An 18420-nucleotide genomic window follows, 5' to 3' on the forward strand; every position below is an offset into this window, starting at 1 on the left:
CCCGTATCTATGGGTTGCGCGCAAGGTGGGCAAGCCTGTCGCAACCAAGACAAGAACAGATCCGCTGGAGTGAACATGCTGGGACTCGGAACGCTCGCCAAAAAGGTGTTCGGAACACCGAACGACCGCAAGATCAAGGCGACCCGCCCGCTGATCGAAAAGATCAACGCGCTGGAGCCCGAGTTCGAGAAACTGTCCGATGACGGGCTGATCGAGAAGACAGCAGAACTGCGCAAGCGGGCGCTGGATGGTGAAAGCCTGGACGATCTGCTGCCCGAAGCCTTTGCTAATGTCCGCGAAGGTGCCAAGCGTGCACTGGGTCTGCGCGCTTTTGACGTGCAGCTGATGGGCGGCACCTTCCTGCATCAGGGCAATATCTCGGAAATGAAAACGGGTGAGGGTAAGACGCTGGTCGCGACCTTCCCTGCCTATCTGAACGCGCTGACTGGCAAAGGCGTTCATGTGGTTACGGTCAACGAATACCTGGCCAAGCGAGACTCGGAATGGATGGGTAAGGTCTTTGCCGCCGTCGGCATGACCACCGGCGTGATCTGGTCGGGTCAGCCCGATGCGGACAAAAAGGCCGCCTATGGCTGCGACGTCACCTATGCCACCAACAATGAGCTTGGGTTCGACTATCTGCGCGACAATATGAAGGCCGATCTGGACCAGATTTACCAGAAATACCACAATTTCGCGATCGTGGACGAGGTCGACTCGATCCTGATCGACGAGGCGCGGACGCCGCTGATCATCTCGGGGCCGTCGCAGGACCGATCGGACCTTTATACTGCCATCGACGCGCTGATCCCGTCGCTGAGCGACGATCACTTCTCGCTGGATGAGAAGTCCCGCAACGTGACCTTTACCGATGAAGGCAACGAGTTTCTGGAGCAGCAACTAATTGCTGCCGGTCTGATCCCCGAAGGTCATTCGCTTTATGATCCCGAAAGCACCACGGTCGTGCACCACGTGAACCAAGGCCTGCGCGCGCACAAGCTGTTTACGCGCGACAAGGACTACATCGTGCGGGACGGCAATGTCGTTCTGATCGATGAATTCACCGGCCGTATGATGCCGGGCCGCCGCCTGTCCGAAGGTCTGCACCAGGCCATCGAAGCCAAGGAAGGCGTCCAGATCCAGCCCGAAAATGTGACGCTGGCCAGCGTGACCTTCCAAAACTATTTCCGTCTCTACGACAAGCTGAGCGGCATGACCGGTACCGCCCTGACCGAGGCCGAGGAATTTGCGGAAATCTACGGTCTTGGTGTGGTCGAGGTTCCGACCAACAAGCCAATCGCTCGTCTGGACGAAGACGATCAGGTCTATCGCACCGGGGCCGAGAAATATGGTGCGATGATCGAACAGACGAAGCAAGCGCAGGAAAAGGGCCAACCGGTCCTGCTGGGCACCACGTCGATCGAGAAATCCGAACTACTGAGCCAGCTGCTGCAGAAGGAAGGCATCGAACACAACGTTCTGAACGCCCGCCAGCACGAGCAAGAAGCGCAGATCGTCGCCGATGCCGGCCGTCTGGGCGCAGTGACCATCGCCACCAACATGGCCGGCCGCGGCACTGACATTCAGCTGGGCGGCAATGTGGAAATGAAGGTTCTGAAGGCTTTGGCCGATAACCCCGAAGCCGATCCGTCGGAACTGCGCGCTGCCGAAGAGGCCCGCCACGCGGAAGAAAAAGAAAAGGTTCTGGCCGCTGGTGGTCTTTATGTGATGGCGTCCGAGCGCCACGAAAGCCGCCGCATCGACAACCAACTGCGCGGCCGCTCGGGCCGTCAGGGCGACCCGGGCCGTACCGTATTCTACCTGAGCCTCGAAGACGATCTGATGCGCATCTTCGGCTCGGAACGGCTGGACAAGGTTCTGACCACGCTGGGCATGAAAGAGGGCGAGGCCATCGTTCACCCCTGGGTCAACAAGTCTTTGGAACGCGCGCAATCCAAGGTCGAAGGCCGCAACTTTGACATGCGCAAGAACGTTCTGAAATTCGACGACGTAATGAACGACCAGCGGAAAGTTGTCTTCAGCCAGCGTCGCGAAATCATGTCCTCAGATGATCTGTCCGAGATCGTTTCGGATATGCGCGAACAGGTGATCGACGATCTGATCGACGAATACATGCCGCCGAAGACCTATGCCGATCAGTGGGACACCGAGGGCCTGCACGAGGCAATCAAGGACAAGCTGACCATCGACGCGCCTGTTCAGGATTGGGCCGCCGAAGAAGGCGTGGATGATGAGCAGGTGCGCGAACGCCTAATCAACTCCGCCGACGAGATGATGGCCCAGAAGGCTGCTGCCTTTGGCCCCGAAAACATGCGCAACATCGAAAAACAGGTGCTGTTGAACACCATCGACAGCAAATGGCGCGAGCATCTTCTGACGCTGGAACACCTGCGCTCGGTTGTGGGCTTCCGGGGTTATGCGCAGCGCGACCCGCTGAACGAATACAAGAACGAAAGCTTCCAGCTGTTCGAAGGGATGCTGGACAGCCTGCGCGAAACCGTAACGCAGCAATTGTCGCGCGTGCGCCCACTGACCGAAGAAGAACAGCGCGAAATGCTTGCTCAGATGCAGGCGCAACAGGCACAGGCGCAACAGGCGGTCGATCAGGCCGCCGACCAGGCAGAAGCCGTGGCCGAGGCCGAAGCCTCGGGCGATGCGCTTCCCGGTTTTGACGAGAATGATCCCAGCACCTGGGGCAACCCGTCGCGCAATGACCGCTGCCCCTGCGGGTCTGGCAAAAAGTTCAAACATTGCCACGGGCGTCTGACTTAGATTCAACTGGCGCTTGACCTAAAGTCAGCGCAATTGAGACACATTGAGTCCCCCTCACGGCCACATATTGGCCGTGTTTCTTAATCAATATGCGACTCGCTCCTTCAACTGGGGAGGGTGTCTTGTTTGTAATAAAGAACTACGTGACCACCGGCGGCACAGTCGTTTGCGCGCTGGCGATTGGTTACCTGATGCAGAACGGAATTCCTGTTGGACCGAACGGGTCGCAGGACCTCGAAGCTGTGGCCACCGCGCAGAACGCGGGTGTGTCCGGGCTGCAGGACATCGTTCTGACATCCTCGTCTCCCGCCCCCAAAACAGGCCAGATCGCATCATCAACACAACGATCGCTAAAGCCCAGCCGGTCAACCCCCTCTGACCGCGCCGAATGTGGCCTCAGCGCTCGGGCCAGCGCCGTCCCTGGCGCCGCTGCCCGCCTGATCGTCAAAGCCCCCTGCCACGGCAATGAACGGATCGAAGTGCATCACAGCGGCCTGACGGTAACGCAGGAGACAGACGCAAACGGCACATTGGACCTGACCATACCGGCCCTGTCGGAATACGCGATCTTTCTGATCTCGCTTGAGGATCGGAAGGGGACCGTAGCCACCACTCACATCCCCGACATCGGCCAGTACTCCCGCGTTGCCCTCCAATGGCAGGGTGAGACGGATCTGCAGATACATGCGCTGGAATTTGGAGCCAGCTATGGCGATGCAGGTCATGTCTCGGCCGGGTCTGATACGCTGGGTACGGGCAACGTCGTGCATCTGGCCCAGCCTGCATTCCGCGATGCGCGCAATGTCGAGGTCTATTCCTTTCCTGCGGCGCAATCCCATCAATCGGGGTCGATCGAATTGACGGTCGAGGCCGAAGTGACAGCAGCCAATTGCGGGCAGGATTTAAGCGTACAATCGCTGGAATTGCGTGAAGATCAGCGCCTGCGATCACGCGACCTGACGCTCAGCTTTCCGGATTGTTCCAGAACCGGCGAGTTTCTGGTGTTGAATAATCTGTTCCAAAACCTGACAATCGCGGCAAACTAAACCCGCAGGCAGGCTTGAACTTCCAATGACATTTCTTCGTGTGGCGGCAGCCGCACTGTTTTCGGCAACACTTACTTCGACTGTTCAGGCGCAGGACATCACGCTTACGTCTCATGACGGCAAGGTCGAGGTGGCCGGCACCCTTCTGGGATTCGATGGCGAGTTCTACCGCGTCGACACGCAATTCGGCGAACTGACAGTTGATGGGTCCGGTGTGACTTGCGACGGGCCCGCCTGCCCCAACCTGACAGATTTTGTCGCCGAGCTGAGGTTCTCCGGGTCGTCTGTCATGGCCGAAAAGGTGTTGCCCGCCCTGCTGATGGGCTTTGCCGAACAGGAAGGCATGTCTTTATCCTCCCTCACCAATCAGAGCAGTGAAAGGGTTTTTGAGCTGTACCAACCCGGGCGCGTAGCCCCGCTTGGGCGGTTCTTTTTCAACACTGGCAACACAGGTCGCGGTTTTAACGACCTGATCGAGGGCCAAACCGATATTGTGATGGCCTTGCGCGAAATTCGCCCGCAAGAGACCAAAGATGCCGAGGCCGCCGGTCTGGGCGACCTGACCCATGCGCGCCGATCGCGGGTAGTGGCGCTGGATGCACTGGTCCCCATTGTGGCACCGGACAACCCGTTGCCGTTTATTTCCTTGTCCGATCTGACGCTGGTGTTGGCCGGCGAGATCGACAACTGGTCCGCTTTGGGCGGGCCGGACGCGCCGATTGCGCTGCACCTGCCTGATGCCGGATCGGGGCTGGCCCAAGCTGTCGAGGATCGATTGCTGACCCCCACCAATGCCGGTCTGGCAGAGGCCGTGCTTCGACATACACGCGGCAGCGATCTGGTGCGGGCCGTGGCCGGTGATCCCTTTGCCATAGGAATCGCCAGCCAGGCCGAGGCCGATACAGCCCGGACCCTTCCCTTGGCGGGGGGATGCGGTCATGCGCTGATGGCCACGCGTCAAACGATCAAAACCGAGGACTACCCGCTAACCTCGCCCATGTTCCTATACATGCCGCAACAACGCTTGCCACGCGTCGCCCGTCAGTTTCTGGCCTATACCCAAAGCTCTGACGCCCAGATGGCAATCCGCGAGGCTGGTTTTGTCGATCAGGCGCCCGAAAAGATGCCAATAGACCTGCAGGGAAACCGATTCGCGAATGCCGTGGCCTCAGGCGGTACCGAGGTCGGGCTGGAAGAACTGCAGCGCATGGTCACCACGTTGCGGCCATTGTCGCGCCTGTCACTATCCTTCCGGTTCGAGGCTGGATCTTCGCGGCCCGACGCACAATCACGGTCAAACATTCAGCACCTGGCCCAACAGCTTGAGGCGGGAACGATGGATGTTCGCAAGCTGGTTTTTATCGGTTTCAGCGACGGAGACGGTGATGCGGCCGCCAACGCACGGATTGCACTGTTGCGGGCAAAAACAGTTCGCAATGCAGTTCTGGCGGCGGTAGAAACAGCAATCCCCGACAGTATCGAACTTGAGGTTGATGGGTTCGGCGAGGCTATGCCGATGGCTTGCGATGACACCGACTGGGGCCGTAAGGTCAATCGCCGGGTTGAGGTCTGGGTCAGGTAACCCTTTAAAGATACCCTTCCGATCGAAAGCTCAACTCATTCGATTTACCGATGATAAGGTGGTCATGCAGGGTCAGGCCCAGCGCCAGACAGGCGTCCTGAATCCGATTAGTCATGTCGATATCCGACTGTGACGGGGTCGGATCACCCGACGGATGGTTATGCACAAGAATAAGCGCCGAGGCGTTCAGCTCAAGCGCCCGTTTCGCCACCTCGCGCGGGTAGACCGGCACGTGATCCACGGTGCCCTTGGCCTGTTCCTCATCCGCGATCAACACGTTCTTACGGTCCAGATAGAACACCCGAAACTGCTCGGTCTCACGGTGCGCCATGGTGGTGTGGCAATAATCTAGTAATGCATCCCAGCCTGAGATCACATGCCGCTGCATCACCCGCGCGCGGGCCATGCGGTGGGCACAGGCCTCGAGGATTTTCAGATCGGTGATCACGGTGTCTCCGACGCCCTTTATCTGACGCAGCCTTTCCTCGGGCGCGGTCAACACGCGGTTGAAATCACCGAAGGTATCCATCAATACCCGCGCCAGCGGCTTCACGTCCTGCCGGGGGATGGATCGGAACAGGATCAGCTCCAACAGCTCATAGTCCGGCATTGCGGCCGAGCCACCGGACATGAACCTTTCGCGCAACCGTTTGCGGTGATCCTTGATGTAAGACGGCAATCGCCCCGACGGCAGCGGCTGTACCGGGGCTTCGTCAGTTTCAAACAGCATCGGGGCTTCGGCAAACGCGTTCTGGGTCATGTCCTCAGACTGACGCAGAATCGGTTTCCGAAAGGTTAACGCATGTCAGCCGCCAGACGCGCCGTAACGAGTAAAGCGATCGCTGTGATCGGGTCCCTCAAGTCTTGTGTTCCAGCTCCACTCAGGATGCTGAAGCCGCGACGAGGACAATTTCACCCGACCAATCCGGTTGCAAATCTTCCGCAGCCCGCCATGCGCGCAGGCCGGACGCACAACACAATGCCAACCTTTTCCCTCTATTAGGCTCTGTTTTAAGCGACTCCACTGTAACGCGCCGAGCGTTTGGATGGATAAGATCAGGTGCTTCACAAGTCCCGCGCAATTCGATGATCAAGTCATCCTCGGTCAGTTGATTGGCCGAAACGAACGGAAACTGCTGTTCAGGTTCTGGAGCCCCGACAAAACGGAACGTCGTGCTGCGGAACGTACGCGCTTCGACCTGCACCATCTGCCCCAGCGGCGAGGGTTGAAGGCCGAGGATCAGGTTCAGCGCCATCTGTGCTTGCAACGCGCCGATCATCCCAACAACGGGACCAAGTACCCCAGCCGTTGCGCAGCTTGCACCACTATCAGGCGCATCCGGAAACACCGCCCGCAGCGAAGGCGCACCACCGCAAAAACCGCCGACATAGCCCGACAGCCCAAGCACGGATGCGTAAATCAGCGGCTTACCCAGCGAGAGGCAGGTGTCAGACAGGATATAGCTGGCTGCATAACTATCGGCGCAGTCCAATACCACGTCTGCCTGGTCCACGAAGCCACTCACATTTTGGCTTGTTAGAGCCTGTTTTTCGGCGAAAACTGCAACCTCGACATTCAAGTTTCGACACCGCGCCGCTGCAACCTCTGCCTTTGAGCGCCCACAATCCGCCTCAGTGAATAGCGTCTGCCGGTGCAGGTTCGAAAGGTCGACCTGATCCCGGTCCAGGATGGTCAGCTGCCCTACCCCGGCCCCAGCCAACAGCGGCAGCATCGGAGCAGCCAGCCCCCCTGCGCCCACAACCAGAACCCGCGCGGTGGACAGGCGGGCCTGCCCCTCTGCCCCGACCTCTGGCAGGATCATCTGGCGGGCATAGCGGTTCATCGCGTGGCCTCAATCCATTGGCGCACCCGGGCCTCCGGGTCAGCGTTCAATGTGATATCAGTGACAACCGAGACGATATCGGCCCCCGCCTGCAACACCCCTGGCGCACGTTCAACGCTCATGCCACCAATTCCGACCAGAGGGATATCACCCACCCGTGCTTTCCATTCGGTGACACGGGGCAGGCCCTGCTGTTCCCACTTCATCTTCTTCAGGATCGTCGGATAAACGGGCCCCAGCGCCACGTAATCCGGTTCCATCGCCAACACCCGCTCCAGCTCATCATCGTCATGAGTAGAGACGCCAAGTTTCAGCCCCGCCTTGCGGATGGCTTGCAGGTCCGCCTCATCCAGATCCTCCTGCCCGAGGTGGATCCAGTCGCACCCTGCGTCAATCGCCTGTTGCCAGTGGTCGTTGACGACCAGAACCGTGCCATGTTGACGGCAAAGTTCGCGCGACAGGGCAATCTGTTCACGCACCACCGCATCGGGCCGGTCCTTTATCCGCAACTGCACCAGTTTCACACCCAAAGGCAGCGTCCGCCGTAGCCAGTCCGAATGATCAAAGATTGGGTAGAACCGGTCAAGCCTCATGACAGGAATGCCTTTCCGATCACCGGGGTCGAGGGCTCTGCCATATCACGCGCCTCAATCGGGTCGGCCTGATGCGCCAATTGCCCGGCTTCGATCGCCAGCTTCATGGCCTTAGCCATTGCCGCCGGGTCCCCAGCCCGCGCCACGGCAGTGTTCAGCAAAACCGCATCATATCCCAACTCCATCGCCTGCGCGGCGTGGCTGGGCAACCCGATCCCGGCGTCAATCACCAGCGGCACATCCGAAAATTCCGCCCGCATCGCGCGAAGGGCGTATGCGTTGTTCAGTCCGCGCCCAGAGCCAATCGGCGCGCCCCAGGGCATCAACACCTCACAACCAGCGGCCAGCAAACGTTCCCCTACGATCAGATCATCAGTGGTGTAGGGGAAAACCTGAAATCCGTCCTCTGTCAGGATGCGCGCGGCCTCAACCAATTGGAACACGTCGGGCTGCAGGCTGTCTGTGTGGCCGATCAGTTCCAGCTTGATCCAGGGTGTATCAAACACCTCGCGCGCCATATGGGCGGTGGTTACGGCCTCTTTGACCGTATGGCACCCCGCGGTGTTCGGCAGGACCAACACACCCAATTCGCGGATCATCTGCCAAAAGGTCTGGCCCGCCCCGGATTCACGTCGCAGCGAGACCGTGGCCACCCCTGCGCCACTGTTCCGAAACGCCTGTTCCAGGATCGCAGGGCTGGGGTATTGCGCCGTGCCCAGCATCAGGGGGTTATGCAGTTGGGTGCCGTAGAAGCTTTTCATCCTCAACCTCCTTGCATCGGCGCGACGACTTCGACCCGGTCGCCATCCGCCAGCCTGTGAGCAAGGCGCAGATCCGAGGGGACGAAGTCCTCGTTCACGGCTGTCGCCACGCGCCCTGAGAATCCGCATTCTGCAAGCAGGTCCGATAGGGTTTCAGCCCGCACCTCATGTGGTTCGCCATTAAGCACGATCTTCATCGACCATCTCCGAATGCTTGTTGTCCAGCGCCAGATCCGCCACGCCCTGCGCCAGTGCCGGGGCCAGCAGATAGCCGTGGCGGTAGAGGCCATTGGCATAGATTGTGCGCCCCAATCGCCGAATACGCGGCAAGTTGTCGGGAAAGGCCGGGCGCAGATCGACCCCAATTTCCAGCACTTCGGCCTCACCAAAGGCGGGGTTTAGCGCGTAGGCGGCGCTGAGCAGTTCCAGCATCGAACGCGCGGTGATGCGGCTGCTGTCCTCACTTTCGATCATCGTAGCACCCAGCATGTAGATCCCATCACCGCGCGGCACGATGTAAAGCGGCATCCTTGGATGCAGCAGCCGCACGGGCCGGGTCAGGGTCACGTCTGGGCAGCGGATCACCAACATCTCGCCCTTCACGCCGCGCAGATCGTGCAGCACCTCGCGGGCGTGCAACCCGCGACAGTCAATCGCGTTTTCAAGCCGCGATGGAGCGAGCTTACGGTGAAACTCAACGCCTTGGTCCAACAATTGTGTATAGAGATCTCGCAAGGCCTGACGTGGGTTCAGATGGGCTTCGTTTCGGAAATGGAGACCCTTGGTAAACCTGTGCAAATCAGGCTCTAAATTGGCGATTTCGGACTGACCGACTTCGCTGCAACCTTCGGTTCGCCGCGCAAACCGACGCAGATCGGGCAGGTCACGCGGGTTGGCCACGACGAGTGTGCCCCGCCTTTCCACCGACGTACGCGCCGCCCACCAGTCCAACGCAATCTGCCCCAACCGCAATACTGGCTCTTCGGCATTTTCATACTCACACCAAGGGGCCAGCATACCGCCCGCCCACCAGGAACACCCATGGGGCCCCGGTGGGCCAGCGGGGTCGAACACCTGAACCTTGGCACCGCGCGAAACAAGTTCGCTGGCCACCGCCAGACCGGCAACGCCGCACCCTATGACCGACCAGACCGTCACGCGGACCAGACCCGGTGGAAATGATGTACCGGGCCATGCCCCTGCCCGATCATCAGACCGTCCGCTCGGGCGATGGCCCCCTGCAAATAGTCATGTGCCTGCGCGACAGCGTCGATCAGGCCAAGCCCCTGCGCCAACCCCGCCGCAATCGAAGACGACAAGGTGCACCCTGTGCCATGTGTGTTCCGCGTCTCTTGCCGAGGAGCCATGTACTCAGCGATTTGCCCCGATACATTGACCAACAAGTCATGGCAGATATCGCCGCGCCCATGTCCCCCTTTCATCAGCACAGCCTGCGCACCGAACCCGCAGAGGGCTAGCCCCTGCTCGATCATTTGATCCGGTGTGTTGGCTTCGGAACAGCCGAGCAAACAAGCTGACTCAGGCAGATTGGGCGTCAGCACGGTGGCGCGCGGCAGAAGGACATCGCGCAAAGTCTGCACCGCTTCCTGCGCCAGTAGCGTATCGCCGGATTTGGCAATCATAACCGGGTCCAGCACCACGGGGCCACCAAACCCGTCAATGGCCTCTGCGACTGTCTGAATAATGCTTGGCGTCGCAAGCATCCCAATCTTGATTGCGCCGACATCCAGATCAGTCAGAACTGCGTCGATCTGGGCGGAAACCACATCCAGCGGAATCCCATGTACTGCCGTCACAGCTCGGGTATTCTGAGCCGTGACCGCCGTGATGACGCTGGCGCCGTATACGCCCAATGCAGACATTGCTTTGAGGTCTGCCTGAATTCCGGCCCCACCGCCACTGTCCGAGCCCGCAATTGTCAGGGCAATATGCGCCATATCGTTGCTCCATCATCAATGGGCAACGCAGCATGGAAAACGTCTGTGCATGTTAGACCGTTCCCTACGCCGGTATTGCCCGGATCAGGTTCGATGGGTTAGCGCATTCACGCCTCTCAGCCCCTTGATTGGGGCACCCCAACGGTTGCGCGGACAATCTCAGGGCTCGTCCGAGGAATCAAGGGCCAATTTTGGCGCAGTCTTCAGTCAATCTGGACTTATGAAACATAAAAGCCGGCCCCATTGGACCGGCTCTTTGATTTGCTAAACGGATGAAAACTCAGCCTTTCATCCCATCCCAGAAGGACTTGACGGATGAGAAAAAGCTTTTTGATTCCGGATGGTTATCTTCACCCAGATCATCAAATTCTTTCAGCAGTTCTTTCTGACGACTGGTCAGGTTGACCGGCGTTTCCACGGCCAGTTCGATGAACATGTCGCCAACACCGCCGCCGCGCAGCGCAGGCATACCTTTGCCACGCAGGCGCATTTGACGGCCCGACTGGCTACCGGCAGGAATCTGCACGCGGCCGCGACCACCATCGATGGTCGGCACTTCGATCGACCCGCCTAGTGCGGCCTTGGCCATGCTGACAGGTACGCGGCAATAGAGGTTCACGCTGTCGCGTTCGAACAGCTTGTGATCGGAAACTTCGACAAAGATATACAGATCGCCCGGAGGGCCACCACGCATCCCGGCCTCACCCTCGCCCGCCAGACGGATGCGGGTGCCGGTTTCGACACCGGCAGGGATATTCACAGACAACGCGCGTTCTTTCTCCACGCGGCCTGCGCCGTTGCAGGACTTACAGGGGTTCTTGATAATCTGACCCAGACCCGAACACGTCGGGCAGGTCCGTTCAACGGTGAAGAAACCCTGCTGCGCGCGGACCTTGCCCATGCCCGAGCAGGTCGGACAGGTGGTCGGTTCCACACCGCCCTCAGCTCCCGAACCATCACAGGCCGAACAAGCCACGGCCGCCGGTACGCTGATGGTTTTCTGCAGGCCCGAGAACGCCTCTTCCAGCGTTACGCGCAGGTTATAGCGCAGGTCCGACCCGCGCGCGGCACGACGACCGCCACCAGCACCACCGCGCTGACCACCCATGAAATCGCCAAATAGATCGTCGAACACATCCGAGAACGCGCTGGAGAAATCGCCCTGACCAAAGCCTCCGCCCGGACGGCCACCGCCACCCATGCCGTTTTCAAAGGCGGCATGACCAAATCGGTCATAGGCAGCCTTTTTATCGGCATCACGCAGCACGTCATAGGCTTCGTTCGCTTCCTTGAACTGCGCCTCGGCATCCGGGTTGTCCTTGTTGCGGTCGGGATGCAATTCCTTGGCCTTCGTGCGAAAGCCTTTTTTGATTTCATCCGCCGATGCGCCCTTGGACACGCCGAGCACATCGTAGTAGTCGCGTTTTGACATCAGTGTTTCCTTCTGCCTCAACGTAATCGGGCCGGCCCGGCAACCGGACCGGCCCAAATTGGCCCGGTTTCCCGTTAGTTACGCTTGTCGTCGTCCAGATCTTCGAACTCGGCATCGACGATGTCGTCATCACCGGCCGGAGCAGCATCAGCCGCTGCGGGCTCATCCTCGGCCTCATCGGCTTGCGCCTTATAGATGGCCTCACCCAGCTTCATCGCGGCTTCGGTGACGTTCTGGATACCCGACTTGATCTTGTCGGCATTCTCGGTTTCCAGCTCGTCCTTCAGCGCGGCAATCGCCAGCTCGATAGCTTCGATAGTGGTCGGGTCAACCTTGTCGGCATGCTCTTCCATCGACTTTTCGGTCGAGTGGATGAGGCTCTCCGCCTGGTTCTTGGCGTCGACCAGCTCGCGGCGTTCCTTGTCGGCTTCCGCGTTCTCTTCGGCGTCCTTGACCATCTTTTCGATATCGTCATCCGACAGACCGCCCGAGGCTTGGATGGTGATCTTCTGCTCTTTGCCGGTGCCTTTGTCCTTGGCCGAAACCGAGACAATGCCGTTGGCGTCGATGTCAAAAGTCACCTCGATCTGAGGCATACCGCGCGGTGCCGGCGGGATATCTTCGAGGTTGAACTGACCCAGGATCTTGTTGTCCGCAGCCATTTCACGCTCACCCTGGAACACGCGGATGGTTACGGCGTTCTGGTTGTCTTCAGCGGTCGAGAAGACCTGAGACTTTTTGGTCGGAATCGTGGTGTTGCGGTCGATCAGGCGGGTGAAGACGCCACCCAACGTTTCGATGCCCAGCGACAGCGGAGTCACGTCCAGCAGAACCACGTCTTTGACGTCGCCCTGCAGAACACCGGCTTGAATGGCGGCGCCCATGGCAACAACTTCGTCCGGGTTCACACCTTTGTGCGGCTCTTTACCGAAGAACTTGGTGACCTCTTCGATCACTTTCGGCATCCGGGTCATACCACCGACCAGAACAACCTCGTCCACGTCGCTGGCCGACAGACCGGCATCTTTCAGAGCAGCGGCGCAAGGCTTCATCGACTTCTTGATCAGGTCCGAAACCAGCGATTCCAGCTTGGCACGGGTCAGTTTCATAACCATGTGCAGCGGCTGACCGTTCGAACCCATCGAGATGAATGGCTGGTTGATTTCGGTCTGCGAAGTCGAGGACAGTTCGATCTTGGCTTTTTCAGCAGCTTCTTTCAGACGCTGCAGGGCCATCTTGTCGGCAGACAGATCGACACCGTGTTCCTTTTTGAACTCATCCGCCAGGTAGTTGACGATGCGCATGTCAAAGTCTTCACCACCAAGGAAGGTGTCGCCGTTGGTCGACTTAACTTCGAACAGGCCGTCGTCGATTTCCAGAATGGTCACGTCGAAAGTACCGCCACCAAGGTCATAGACCGCGATGGTTTGGGTTTCTTCCTTGTCCAGACCATAGGCCAGAGCAGCTGCTGTCGGTTCGTTGATGATCCGCAGCACTTCCAGACCGGCGATTTTACCGGCGTCTTTGGTGGCCTGACGCTGAGCATCGTTGAAGTATGCAGGAACGGTGATAACCGCCTGCGTGACTTCCTCGCCCAGATAGCTCTCGGCTGTTTCCTTCATCTTGCCCAGAGTGAAGGCCGAGATCTGGCTTGGAGAATATTTCTCACCGCGGGCTTCAACCCACGCGTCGCCATTGCCGCCATCAACGATAGCGTACGGCACCATTTTCTTATCTTTTTCGACTTCTGCATCATCCACACGACGACCGATCAGACGCTTGACGCCAAAGATCGTGTTGTCGGGGTTGGTGACCGCCTGACGTTTTGCAGGCTGACCGACCAGTCGCTCATCTTCGGTGAATGCGACGATCGAGGGCGTGGTCCGCGCCCCTTCGGCGTTTTCGATGACCTTCGGCTGCGAGCCGTCCATGATAGCCACACACGAGTTGGTGGTCCCGAGGTCAATCCCGATTACTTTTCCCATATGTTCAATCCCTTTCTCTTCAAGGCGATGTCCGAGGTCCGGACCCGTTATGGCACCCGGCCCCGATCTGATATGCGCGAACGGCCCTACACCATCGCGCGTCTCGGCGTATATAAGGGCGGGATGAATGGCCTGCAAGCGTTGTAAAACGCAGGTTTTCGGGAATCTGGCGCCTTTTTTGGCAAGGTTTTGGCAAGGATTGGGGAATCTTTGATGGCGCGGCTGCTTTTGCGCGGATTTGATATTAGAAAAGCTCATCTGGATGCGGCTGTACAGGCGCAGCTGATCGAACTCCTGCGCCCGATTCTGAAATCCGCACCGCTTTTCCGACCGGTAACACCATCGGGCAAGGAAATGTCGGTGCGCATGACCTCGGCCGGGTCTTTAGGCTGGGTCACCGACAAGGCCGGGTACAGATATCAGCCGCAGCATCCCAAAGGCGCTGATTGGCCGACGATCCCCGATCCCATCCTTGAAATCTGGCGCGATCTGGCAAGTCCCGATCGTGATCCCGATTGCTGTCTGATCAACTATTATGGCGAAGGTGCCCGGATGGGGCTGCATCAGGACAAGGACGAGGCCGATTTTTCGTGGCCCGTGCTGTCGATCTCGCTGGGCGATGACGCCCTGTTTCGCATTGGCAACCAGACCCGCGGTGGCAAGACCGAGTCGATTTGGCTGAACTCGGGCGATGTGGTGATTATGGGCGGCCCTGCCCGGCTAACCTATCACGGCATCGACCGCATTCGGTTCGGATCTTCGAAACTGCTGCCTAAAGGGGGGCGGATCAACCTGACCTTGCGCGTGGCGGGCTAGCGGCGTGCACCCCAGCTTTGCGAGACATGCTGGCGCGAGAAGAAAATCCCCAGCAGCCCGATCAGCAGCAAGATCACCCCAACCCATAGCGCATATTCCCAACTGGTATTGCGCGGAAAGTAGTTGCGGAAGACAAACCCTCGGCATTGGTCGATGATATGGAACAGCGGATTCCAAGCAAACATGGCCAACGTGGCACCGCCCAGGGCGTTCGCCAAAAACATTTTTCCGGAAAAGATCATGTTCAGGCGCCGGTAGATGTTGCTCAGGATAACGGCGACGGTCGGAAGCCAGGGTTTCAGAGCCATGAAAACCACGCCCACGGCACAGCCTGTGAACCAAGACAGTATCAGCATAGCAAATGCACCGCCGGGCTCCTGAATTTCAATCGGGGACACCGCGACACTATACAGGAACAGGATGATAATGATGGTCACCACCTGTGTGTAAAGCGCTCCGAAAGCGGTCGCCAGCAGCATCACCATCATGTTCATTGGCGAATGCAGCATCATCGGGTTGTTGCCGGTGCTGACTCCCGCCACCGCGCTGACGGATTTGACATGCGTTAGGAACAGGAACACGCCAGACAGCAGGTACAGAATGAATTCGCCTCGGATTCTAGCGATACGCGGACCCATGAAGGACATGATTGTGTAAAACACCGCCACCAGGATCAAGACCTGAAAAATATTGATCAGAATGGCGAGTACCGCGTTGCTGTGCTGCGATCGAACGCTGCGCACAACGGCATGGAAAATAAGCTCGGCGGTTGTGAACGCGCCACCCAGTAGTGTCTGGTTTCGCTTGAAATAGTACACCCGAACCGTCTTTCCCGTTTTTTCACCTGCAATCTGCCACGAATTTCTTGCCGATCCGTAACCGGCACATCATAAGGCCGTCAGGATATTCGATCAACAAATCACAGGAACGGAGCATTTTTGTGACCTACGACGCCCTTATTCCCGTCATTCGACGTTTGGCCCTGGAAGCGGGCGACAAGATCATGGAGATCTACGAAGCCGATGATTTCGACGTCAAAGTCAAATCCGACGCCAGCCCCGTGACCGAAGCGGATGAGGCTGCCGATGCGTTGATCTCGGCCGGTCTGCGCGAGGCCTTCCCTGACGTTCTGTTGGTGACCGAGGAACAGGCCGCCTCGCATTCGGAAAAGGGCGACACCTTTCTGATCGTCGACCCGCTGGACGGCACCAAGGAATTCATCAACCGTCGCGGCGATTTCACGGTGAACATCGCGCTGGTGGAAAACGGCGTTCCGACCCGAGGCGTTGTGTACGCGCCAGCCAAAGGGCGTATGTTCTATACACAAGCCGACGGTCAGTCGGTTGAGGAAATCGGCGCGTTGGACAAGGCACAAGCGGGGGAATCAACGCCAATTTCAGTCTCTAAACCGGACAATTCCGCACTGTTGATCGTGGCGTCCAAATCCCACCGGGACCAGGCGACCGAGGATTACATTAACAAATATCAAGTGCAGGACAGCAAAAGCGCGGGCTCATCGCTGAAATTCTGTCTGGTCGCCACCGGCGAGGCCGATCTGTACCCGCGCGTTGGTCGCACCATGGAATGGGACACCGCCGCAGGCCACGCCGTTCTGGCAGGTGCAGGCGGCAAGGTGGTCCGGTTCGACAACCACGAACCGCTGACCTATGGCAAGGACGGCTATGCAAACCCATTCTTCATCGCCTACGCTCCGGGTGTTGACCTGAAGGAGGCATAATGTCCGTTCTGATCGCCATTCCCGCCCGTTACGCCTCGACCCGTTATCCGGGCAAACCGCTGGTGCCGCTGACCGGTGCCACTGGCAACGCCATGACGCTGATCGAGCGGTCCTGGCGCGCGGCCTGTTCGGTCTCGGGCGTCGATAAGGTGGTTGTCGCCACCGACGACGACCGCATCCGCGAAGTAGCCGAAGGCTTCGGCGCCGAGGTTGTGATGACGTCGGAGACCTGCGGCAATGGCACCGAACGCTGCGCCGAGGCGCATGAGGTGCTTGGCGCAGGATATGACATCGTGGTCAACCTGCAGGGTGACGCGCCGCTGACCCCGCATTGGTTTGTCGAAGATCTAGTCGCTGGTCTGCGCGCCGCGCCCGAGGCTGGCGTGGCCACGCCGGTCTTGCGCTGCGATGGTGACGCGCTCAATAGCCTGCTGAACGATCGCAAGAACGGACGCGTCGGTGGCACCACGGCCGTGTTCGCAGCTGACAACAGCGCCATGTACTTCTCGAAAGAGGTCGTGCCCTACACCGCCGATACCTATGGTGGCGAAGACGCCACCCCGGTTTTCCACCATGTCGGCGTTTACGCCTATCGCCCTGACGCGCTGGCCGCCTATCCCACCTGGCCAGTTGGTCCGCTGGAGAAACTGGAAGGGCTGGAACAGCTGCGCTTCATGGAAAACGGCCGCAAGGTTCTGTGCGTCGAGGTCGAAGCCAAAGGCCGCCAGTTCTGGGAGCTGAACAACCCACAGGACGTTCCCAAGCTTGAGGAAATGATGGCCGCCATGGGGTTGGAGTGAGGTCTTTCCGTAACCGACACACACACCTGACGGCAGTTCCGTGCACACCTTTTTTTATCTGGAAGAATAAATGACCAACATTCTTGTAACCGGCGGCGCCGGGTATATCGGATCGCACGCCTGCAAGGCGTTGGCGCAAGCTGGCTACACGCCGGTGACCTATGACAACCTGATCACCGGTTGGCAGGACGCGGTGAAGTTCGGCCCGTTTGAACAGGGCGATCTGCTGGATCGCGCCCGGTTGGACGAGGTCTTTGCCAAATACAAACCCGCCGCCGTGATGCATTTCGCTGCCCTCAGCCAGGTGGGTGAGGCGATGTCCGAACCCGGTAAATACTGGACCAACAACGTCACCGGCTCACTGTCCTTGATTGAAGCCGCCGTCGCCGCAGGCTGTCCGAACTTCGTGTTCTCATCGACCTGCGCCACCTATGGCGAGCATGACAACGTGGTGCTGGACGAAGATACGCCGCAGGAACCGCTGAACGCCTACGGTGCCTCGAAACGCGCAATCGAGGATATCCTGCGCGATTTCCAGGCCGCGCATGGGCTGAACCACGTGATCTTCCGTTATTTCAATGTCGCCGGGGCCGATCCGGAAGGTGAGGTGGGTGAATTCCACCGGCCCGAGACCCATTTGGTGCCGCTGATGCTGGACGCCATCGACGGCAAGCGCGATGGCCTGACCGTGTTCGGCACCGATTACGACACGCCCGACGGGACCTGCATCCGCGACTATGTGCATGTCTGCGATCTGGTTGATGCCCATGTGCTGGGCCTGAACTGGTTGGAGCAGGGCAAGGGCAGCCGGGTGTTTAACCTTGGCACCGGCTCGGGTTTTTCAGTGATGGATGTGATCAGCCATTCCAAAGCCGTCACCAACCGCGAGGTGCCCTATTCCATCGGCCCCCGCCGCGCCGGGGATTGCACCAAACTGGTCTCGGGCTCTGTCCGCGCCGGGGATGAGCTGGGCTGGACCCCAAAAAGATCAACGTTAGAGACGATGATCGGCGATGCCTGGCGCTGGCACCAGAACGGCAATTACGAGAAGTGAGCCGCAAGTGACCCCTCA

At 59.1% G+C, this 18420-nt stretch carries 18 protein-coding genes and 1 riboswitch; of the genes, 8 read left to right on the forward strand and 10 right to left on the reverse strand.

Features of this window, described 5'->3' with window-relative positions:
- Positions 1-75 precede the first annotated feature (75 nt).
- From secA to ACXAGD_RS16960, 3 genes are all read left to right on the forward strand, one after another.
- Positions 76-2793, forward strand: coding sequence for a preprotein translocase subunit SecA (gene secA, locus ACXAGD_RS16950; RefSeq protein WP_475212068.1), 2718 nt, complete (start codon positions 76-78; stop codon positions 2791-2793).
- Between the two features lie 122 nt (positions 2794-2915).
- Positions 2916-3839, forward strand: coding sequence for a hypothetical protein (locus ACXAGD_RS16955; protein WP_475212069.1), 924 nt, complete (start codon positions 2916-2918; stop codon positions 3837-3839).
- A 25-nt stretch (positions 3840-3864) separates the two neighbouring features.
- Positions 3865-5421, forward strand: a complete 1557-nt coding sequence (locus tag ACXAGD_RS16960; protein WP_475212070.1) for a substrate-binding domain-containing protein — start codon at positions 3865-3867, stop codon at positions 5419-5421.
- Positions 5422-5425: 4 nt separating this feature from the next.
- Here ACXAGD_RS16960 and radC read toward each other — a convergent pair whose 3' ends face one another.
- The 9 genes from radC to dnaK all read right to left on the reverse strand — a co-directional run bounded on the left by radC (position 5426) and on the right by dnaK (position 13994).
- Positions 5426-6181 (reverse strand): RadC family protein, encoded by a 756-nt coding sequence (gene radC / locus ACXAGD_RS16965; protein ID WP_475212071.1) that lies wholly within the window; start codon positions 6179-6181, stop codon positions 5426-5428.
- A 121-nt stretch (positions 6182-6302) separates the two neighbouring features.
- Positions 6303-7265 carry a HesA/MoeB/ThiF family protein gene (locus tag ACXAGD_RS16970; RefSeq protein WP_475212072.1) on the reverse strand — a complete coding sequence of 321 codons (963 nt, stop codon included), beginning with the start codon at positions 7263-7265 and terminating at the stop codon, positions 6303-6305.
- Complete coding sequence (locus ACXAGD_RS16975; protein WP_475212073.1) at positions 7262-7858, reverse strand: thiamine phosphate synthase; 597 nt, start codon at positions 7856-7858, stop codon at positions 7262-7264. The genes ACXAGD_RS16970 and ACXAGD_RS16975 overlap by 4 nt, the downstream gene beginning before the upstream one ends.
- Positions 7855-8619, reverse strand: coding sequence for a thiazole synthase (locus tag ACXAGD_RS16980; protein ID WP_475212074.1), 765 nt, complete (start codon positions 8617-8619; stop codon positions 7855-7857). The genes ACXAGD_RS16975 and ACXAGD_RS16980 overlap by 4 nt, the downstream gene beginning before the upstream one ends.
- A gap of 2 nt (positions 8620-8621) precedes the next feature.
- Positions 8622-8816, reverse strand: a complete 195-nt coding sequence (gene thiS / locus ACXAGD_RS16985) for a sulfur carrier protein ThiS (RefSeq protein ID WP_475212075.1) — start codon at positions 8814-8816, stop codon at positions 8622-8624.
- The gene (locus tag ACXAGD_RS16990; protein WP_475212076.1) at positions 8800-9777 is read right to left on the reverse strand and encodes an FAD-dependent oxidoreductase; all 978 of its coding nucleotides are present in this window, start codon (positions 9775-9777) and stop codon (positions 8800-8802) included. The genes thiS and ACXAGD_RS16990 overlap by 17 nt, the downstream gene beginning before the upstream one ends.
- Positions 9774-10577 (reverse strand): bifunctional hydroxymethylpyrimidine kinase/phosphomethylpyrimidine kinase, encoded by an 804-nt coding sequence (gene thiD / locus ACXAGD_RS16995; protein WP_475212077.1) that lies wholly within the window; start codon positions 10575-10577, stop codon positions 9774-9776. Before thiD ends, ACXAGD_RS16990 begins: the two co-directional genes overlap by 4 nt.
- Positions 10578-10621: 44 nt before the next feature.
- Positions 10622-10728, reverse strand: a riboswitch (TPP riboswitch).
- Between the two features lie 129 nt (positions 10729-10857).
- Complete coding sequence (gene dnaJ / locus ACXAGD_RS17000; protein ID WP_475212078.1) at positions 10858-12009, reverse strand: molecular chaperone DnaJ; 1152 nt, start codon at positions 12007-12009, stop codon at positions 10858-10860.
- Between the two features lie 74 nt (positions 12010-12083).
- Positions 12084-13994 (reverse strand): molecular chaperone DnaK, encoded by a 1911-nt coding sequence (dnaK, locus tag ACXAGD_RS17005; protein WP_475212079.1) that lies wholly within the window; start codon positions 13992-13994, stop codon positions 12084-12086.
- Here dnaK and ACXAGD_RS17010 point away from each other — a divergent pair, their 5' ends adjacent.
- Together ACXAGD_RS17010 and ACXAGD_RS17015 are read left to right on the forward strand one after the other, a co-directional pair.
- On the forward strand, positions 13995-14141 hold the full coding sequence (locus ACXAGD_RS17010) for a hypothetical protein (RefSeq protein ID WP_475212080.1): 147 nt from the start codon (positions 13995-13997) through the stop codon (positions 14139-14141).
- Between the two features lie 66 nt (positions 14142-14207).
- Positions 14208-14810 (forward strand): alpha-ketoglutarate-dependent dioxygenase AlkB family protein, encoded by a 603-nt coding sequence (locus tag ACXAGD_RS17015; RefSeq protein WP_475212081.1) that lies wholly within the window; start codon positions 14208-14210, stop codon positions 14808-14810.
- On the opposite strand, the gene ACXAGD_RS17020 is transcribed toward ACXAGD_RS17015, so the two are convergent.
- On the reverse strand, positions 14807-15628 hold the full coding sequence (locus ACXAGD_RS17020; protein ID WP_475212082.1) for an ABC transporter permease: 822 nt from the start codon (positions 15626-15628) through the stop codon (positions 14807-14809). The genes ACXAGD_RS17015 and ACXAGD_RS17020 overlap by 4 nt on opposite strands.
- Positions 15629-15750: 122 nt before the next feature.
- On the opposite strand from ACXAGD_RS17020, the gene cysQ reads away from it, so the two are divergent.
- From cysQ to galE, 3 genes are all read left to right on the forward strand, one after another.
- A complete protein-coding gene (gene cysQ / locus ACXAGD_RS17025) occupies positions 15751-16548 on the forward strand; it encodes a 3'(2'),5'-bisphosphate nucleotidase CysQ (protein ID WP_475212083.1) in 798 nt (265 codons plus the stop codon).
- Positions 16548-17348: a 3-deoxy-manno-octulosonate cytidylyltransferase gene (locus ACXAGD_RS17030; RefSeq protein WP_475212084.1), complete on the forward strand. Its 801-nt coding sequence runs from the start codon at positions 16548-16550 to the stop codon at positions 17346-17348. The genes cysQ and ACXAGD_RS17030 overlap by 1 nt, the downstream gene beginning before the upstream one ends.
- Positions 17349-17418: 70 nt before the next feature.
- A complete protein-coding gene (gene galE, locus ACXAGD_RS17035) occupies positions 17419-18402 on the forward strand; it encodes a UDP-glucose 4-epimerase GalE (RefSeq protein WP_475212085.1) in 984 nt (327 codons plus the stop codon).
- Positions 18403-18420 lie beyond the last annotated feature (18 nt).

Source organism: Ruegeria sp. ABF4_144 (assembly GCF_056160045.1).

What these genes read in the sequence shown, in the direction of transcription:
- radC (WP_475212071.1), bottom strand. Translation starts at nt 6,181, where the DNA reads ATGACCCAGAACGCGTTTGCCGAAGCCCCGATGCTGTTTGAAACTGAC.
- ACXAGD_RS16975 (WP_475212073.1), bottom strand. Translation starts at nt 7,858, where the DNA reads ATGAGGCTTGACCGGTTCTACCCAATCTTTGATCATTCGGACTGGCTA.
- ACXAGD_RS17010 (WP_475212080.1), top strand. Translation starts at nt 13,995, where the DNA reads ATGTTCAATCCCTTTCTCTTCAAGGCGATGTCCGAGGTCCGGACCCGT.
- galE (WP_475212085.1), top strand. Translation starts at nt 17,419, where the DNA reads ATGACCAACATTCTTGTAACCGGCGGCGCCGGGTATATCGGATCGCAC.
- ACXAGD_RS17015 (WP_475212081.1), top strand. Translation starts at nt 14,208, where the DNA reads ATGGCGCGGCTGCTTTTGCGCGGATTTGATATTAGAAAAGCTCATCTG.
- ACXAGD_RS16960 (WP_475212070.1), top strand. Translation starts at nt 3,865, where the DNA reads ATGACATTTCTTCGTGTGGCGGCAGCCGCACTGTTTTCGGCAACACTT.
- thiD (WP_475212077.1), bottom strand. Translation starts at nt 10,577, where the DNA reads ATGGCGCATATTGCCCTGACAATTGCGGGCTCGGACAGTGGCGGTGGG.
- ACXAGD_RS16970 (WP_475212072.1), bottom strand. Translation starts at nt 7,265, where the DNA reads ATGAACCGCTATGCCCGCCAGATGATCCTGCCAGAGGTCGGGGCAGAG.
- thiS (WP_475212075.1), bottom strand. Translation starts at nt 8,816, where the DNA reads ATGAAGATCGTGCTTAATGGCGAACCACATGAGGTGCGGGCTGAAACC.
- secA (WP_475212068.1), top strand. Translation starts at nt 76, where the DNA reads ATGCTGGGACTCGGAACGCTCGCCAAAAAGGTGTTCGGAACACCGAAC.
- dnaK (WP_475212079.1), bottom strand. Translation starts at nt 13,994, where the DNA reads ATGGGAAAAGTAATCGGGATTGACCTCGGGACCACCAACTCGTGTGTG.
- ACXAGD_RS17030 (WP_475212084.1), top strand. Translation starts at nt 16,548, where the DNA reads ATGTCCGTTCTGATCGCCATTCCCGCCCGTTACGCCTCGACCCGTTAT.
- dnaJ (WP_475212078.1), bottom strand. Translation starts at nt 12,009, where the DNA reads ATGTCAAAACGCGACTACTACGATGTGCTCGGCGTGTCCAAGGGCGCA.
- ACXAGD_RS16980 (WP_475212074.1), bottom strand. Translation starts at nt 8,619, where the DNA reads ATGAAAAGCTTCTACGGCACCCAACTGCATAACCCCCTGATGCTGGGC.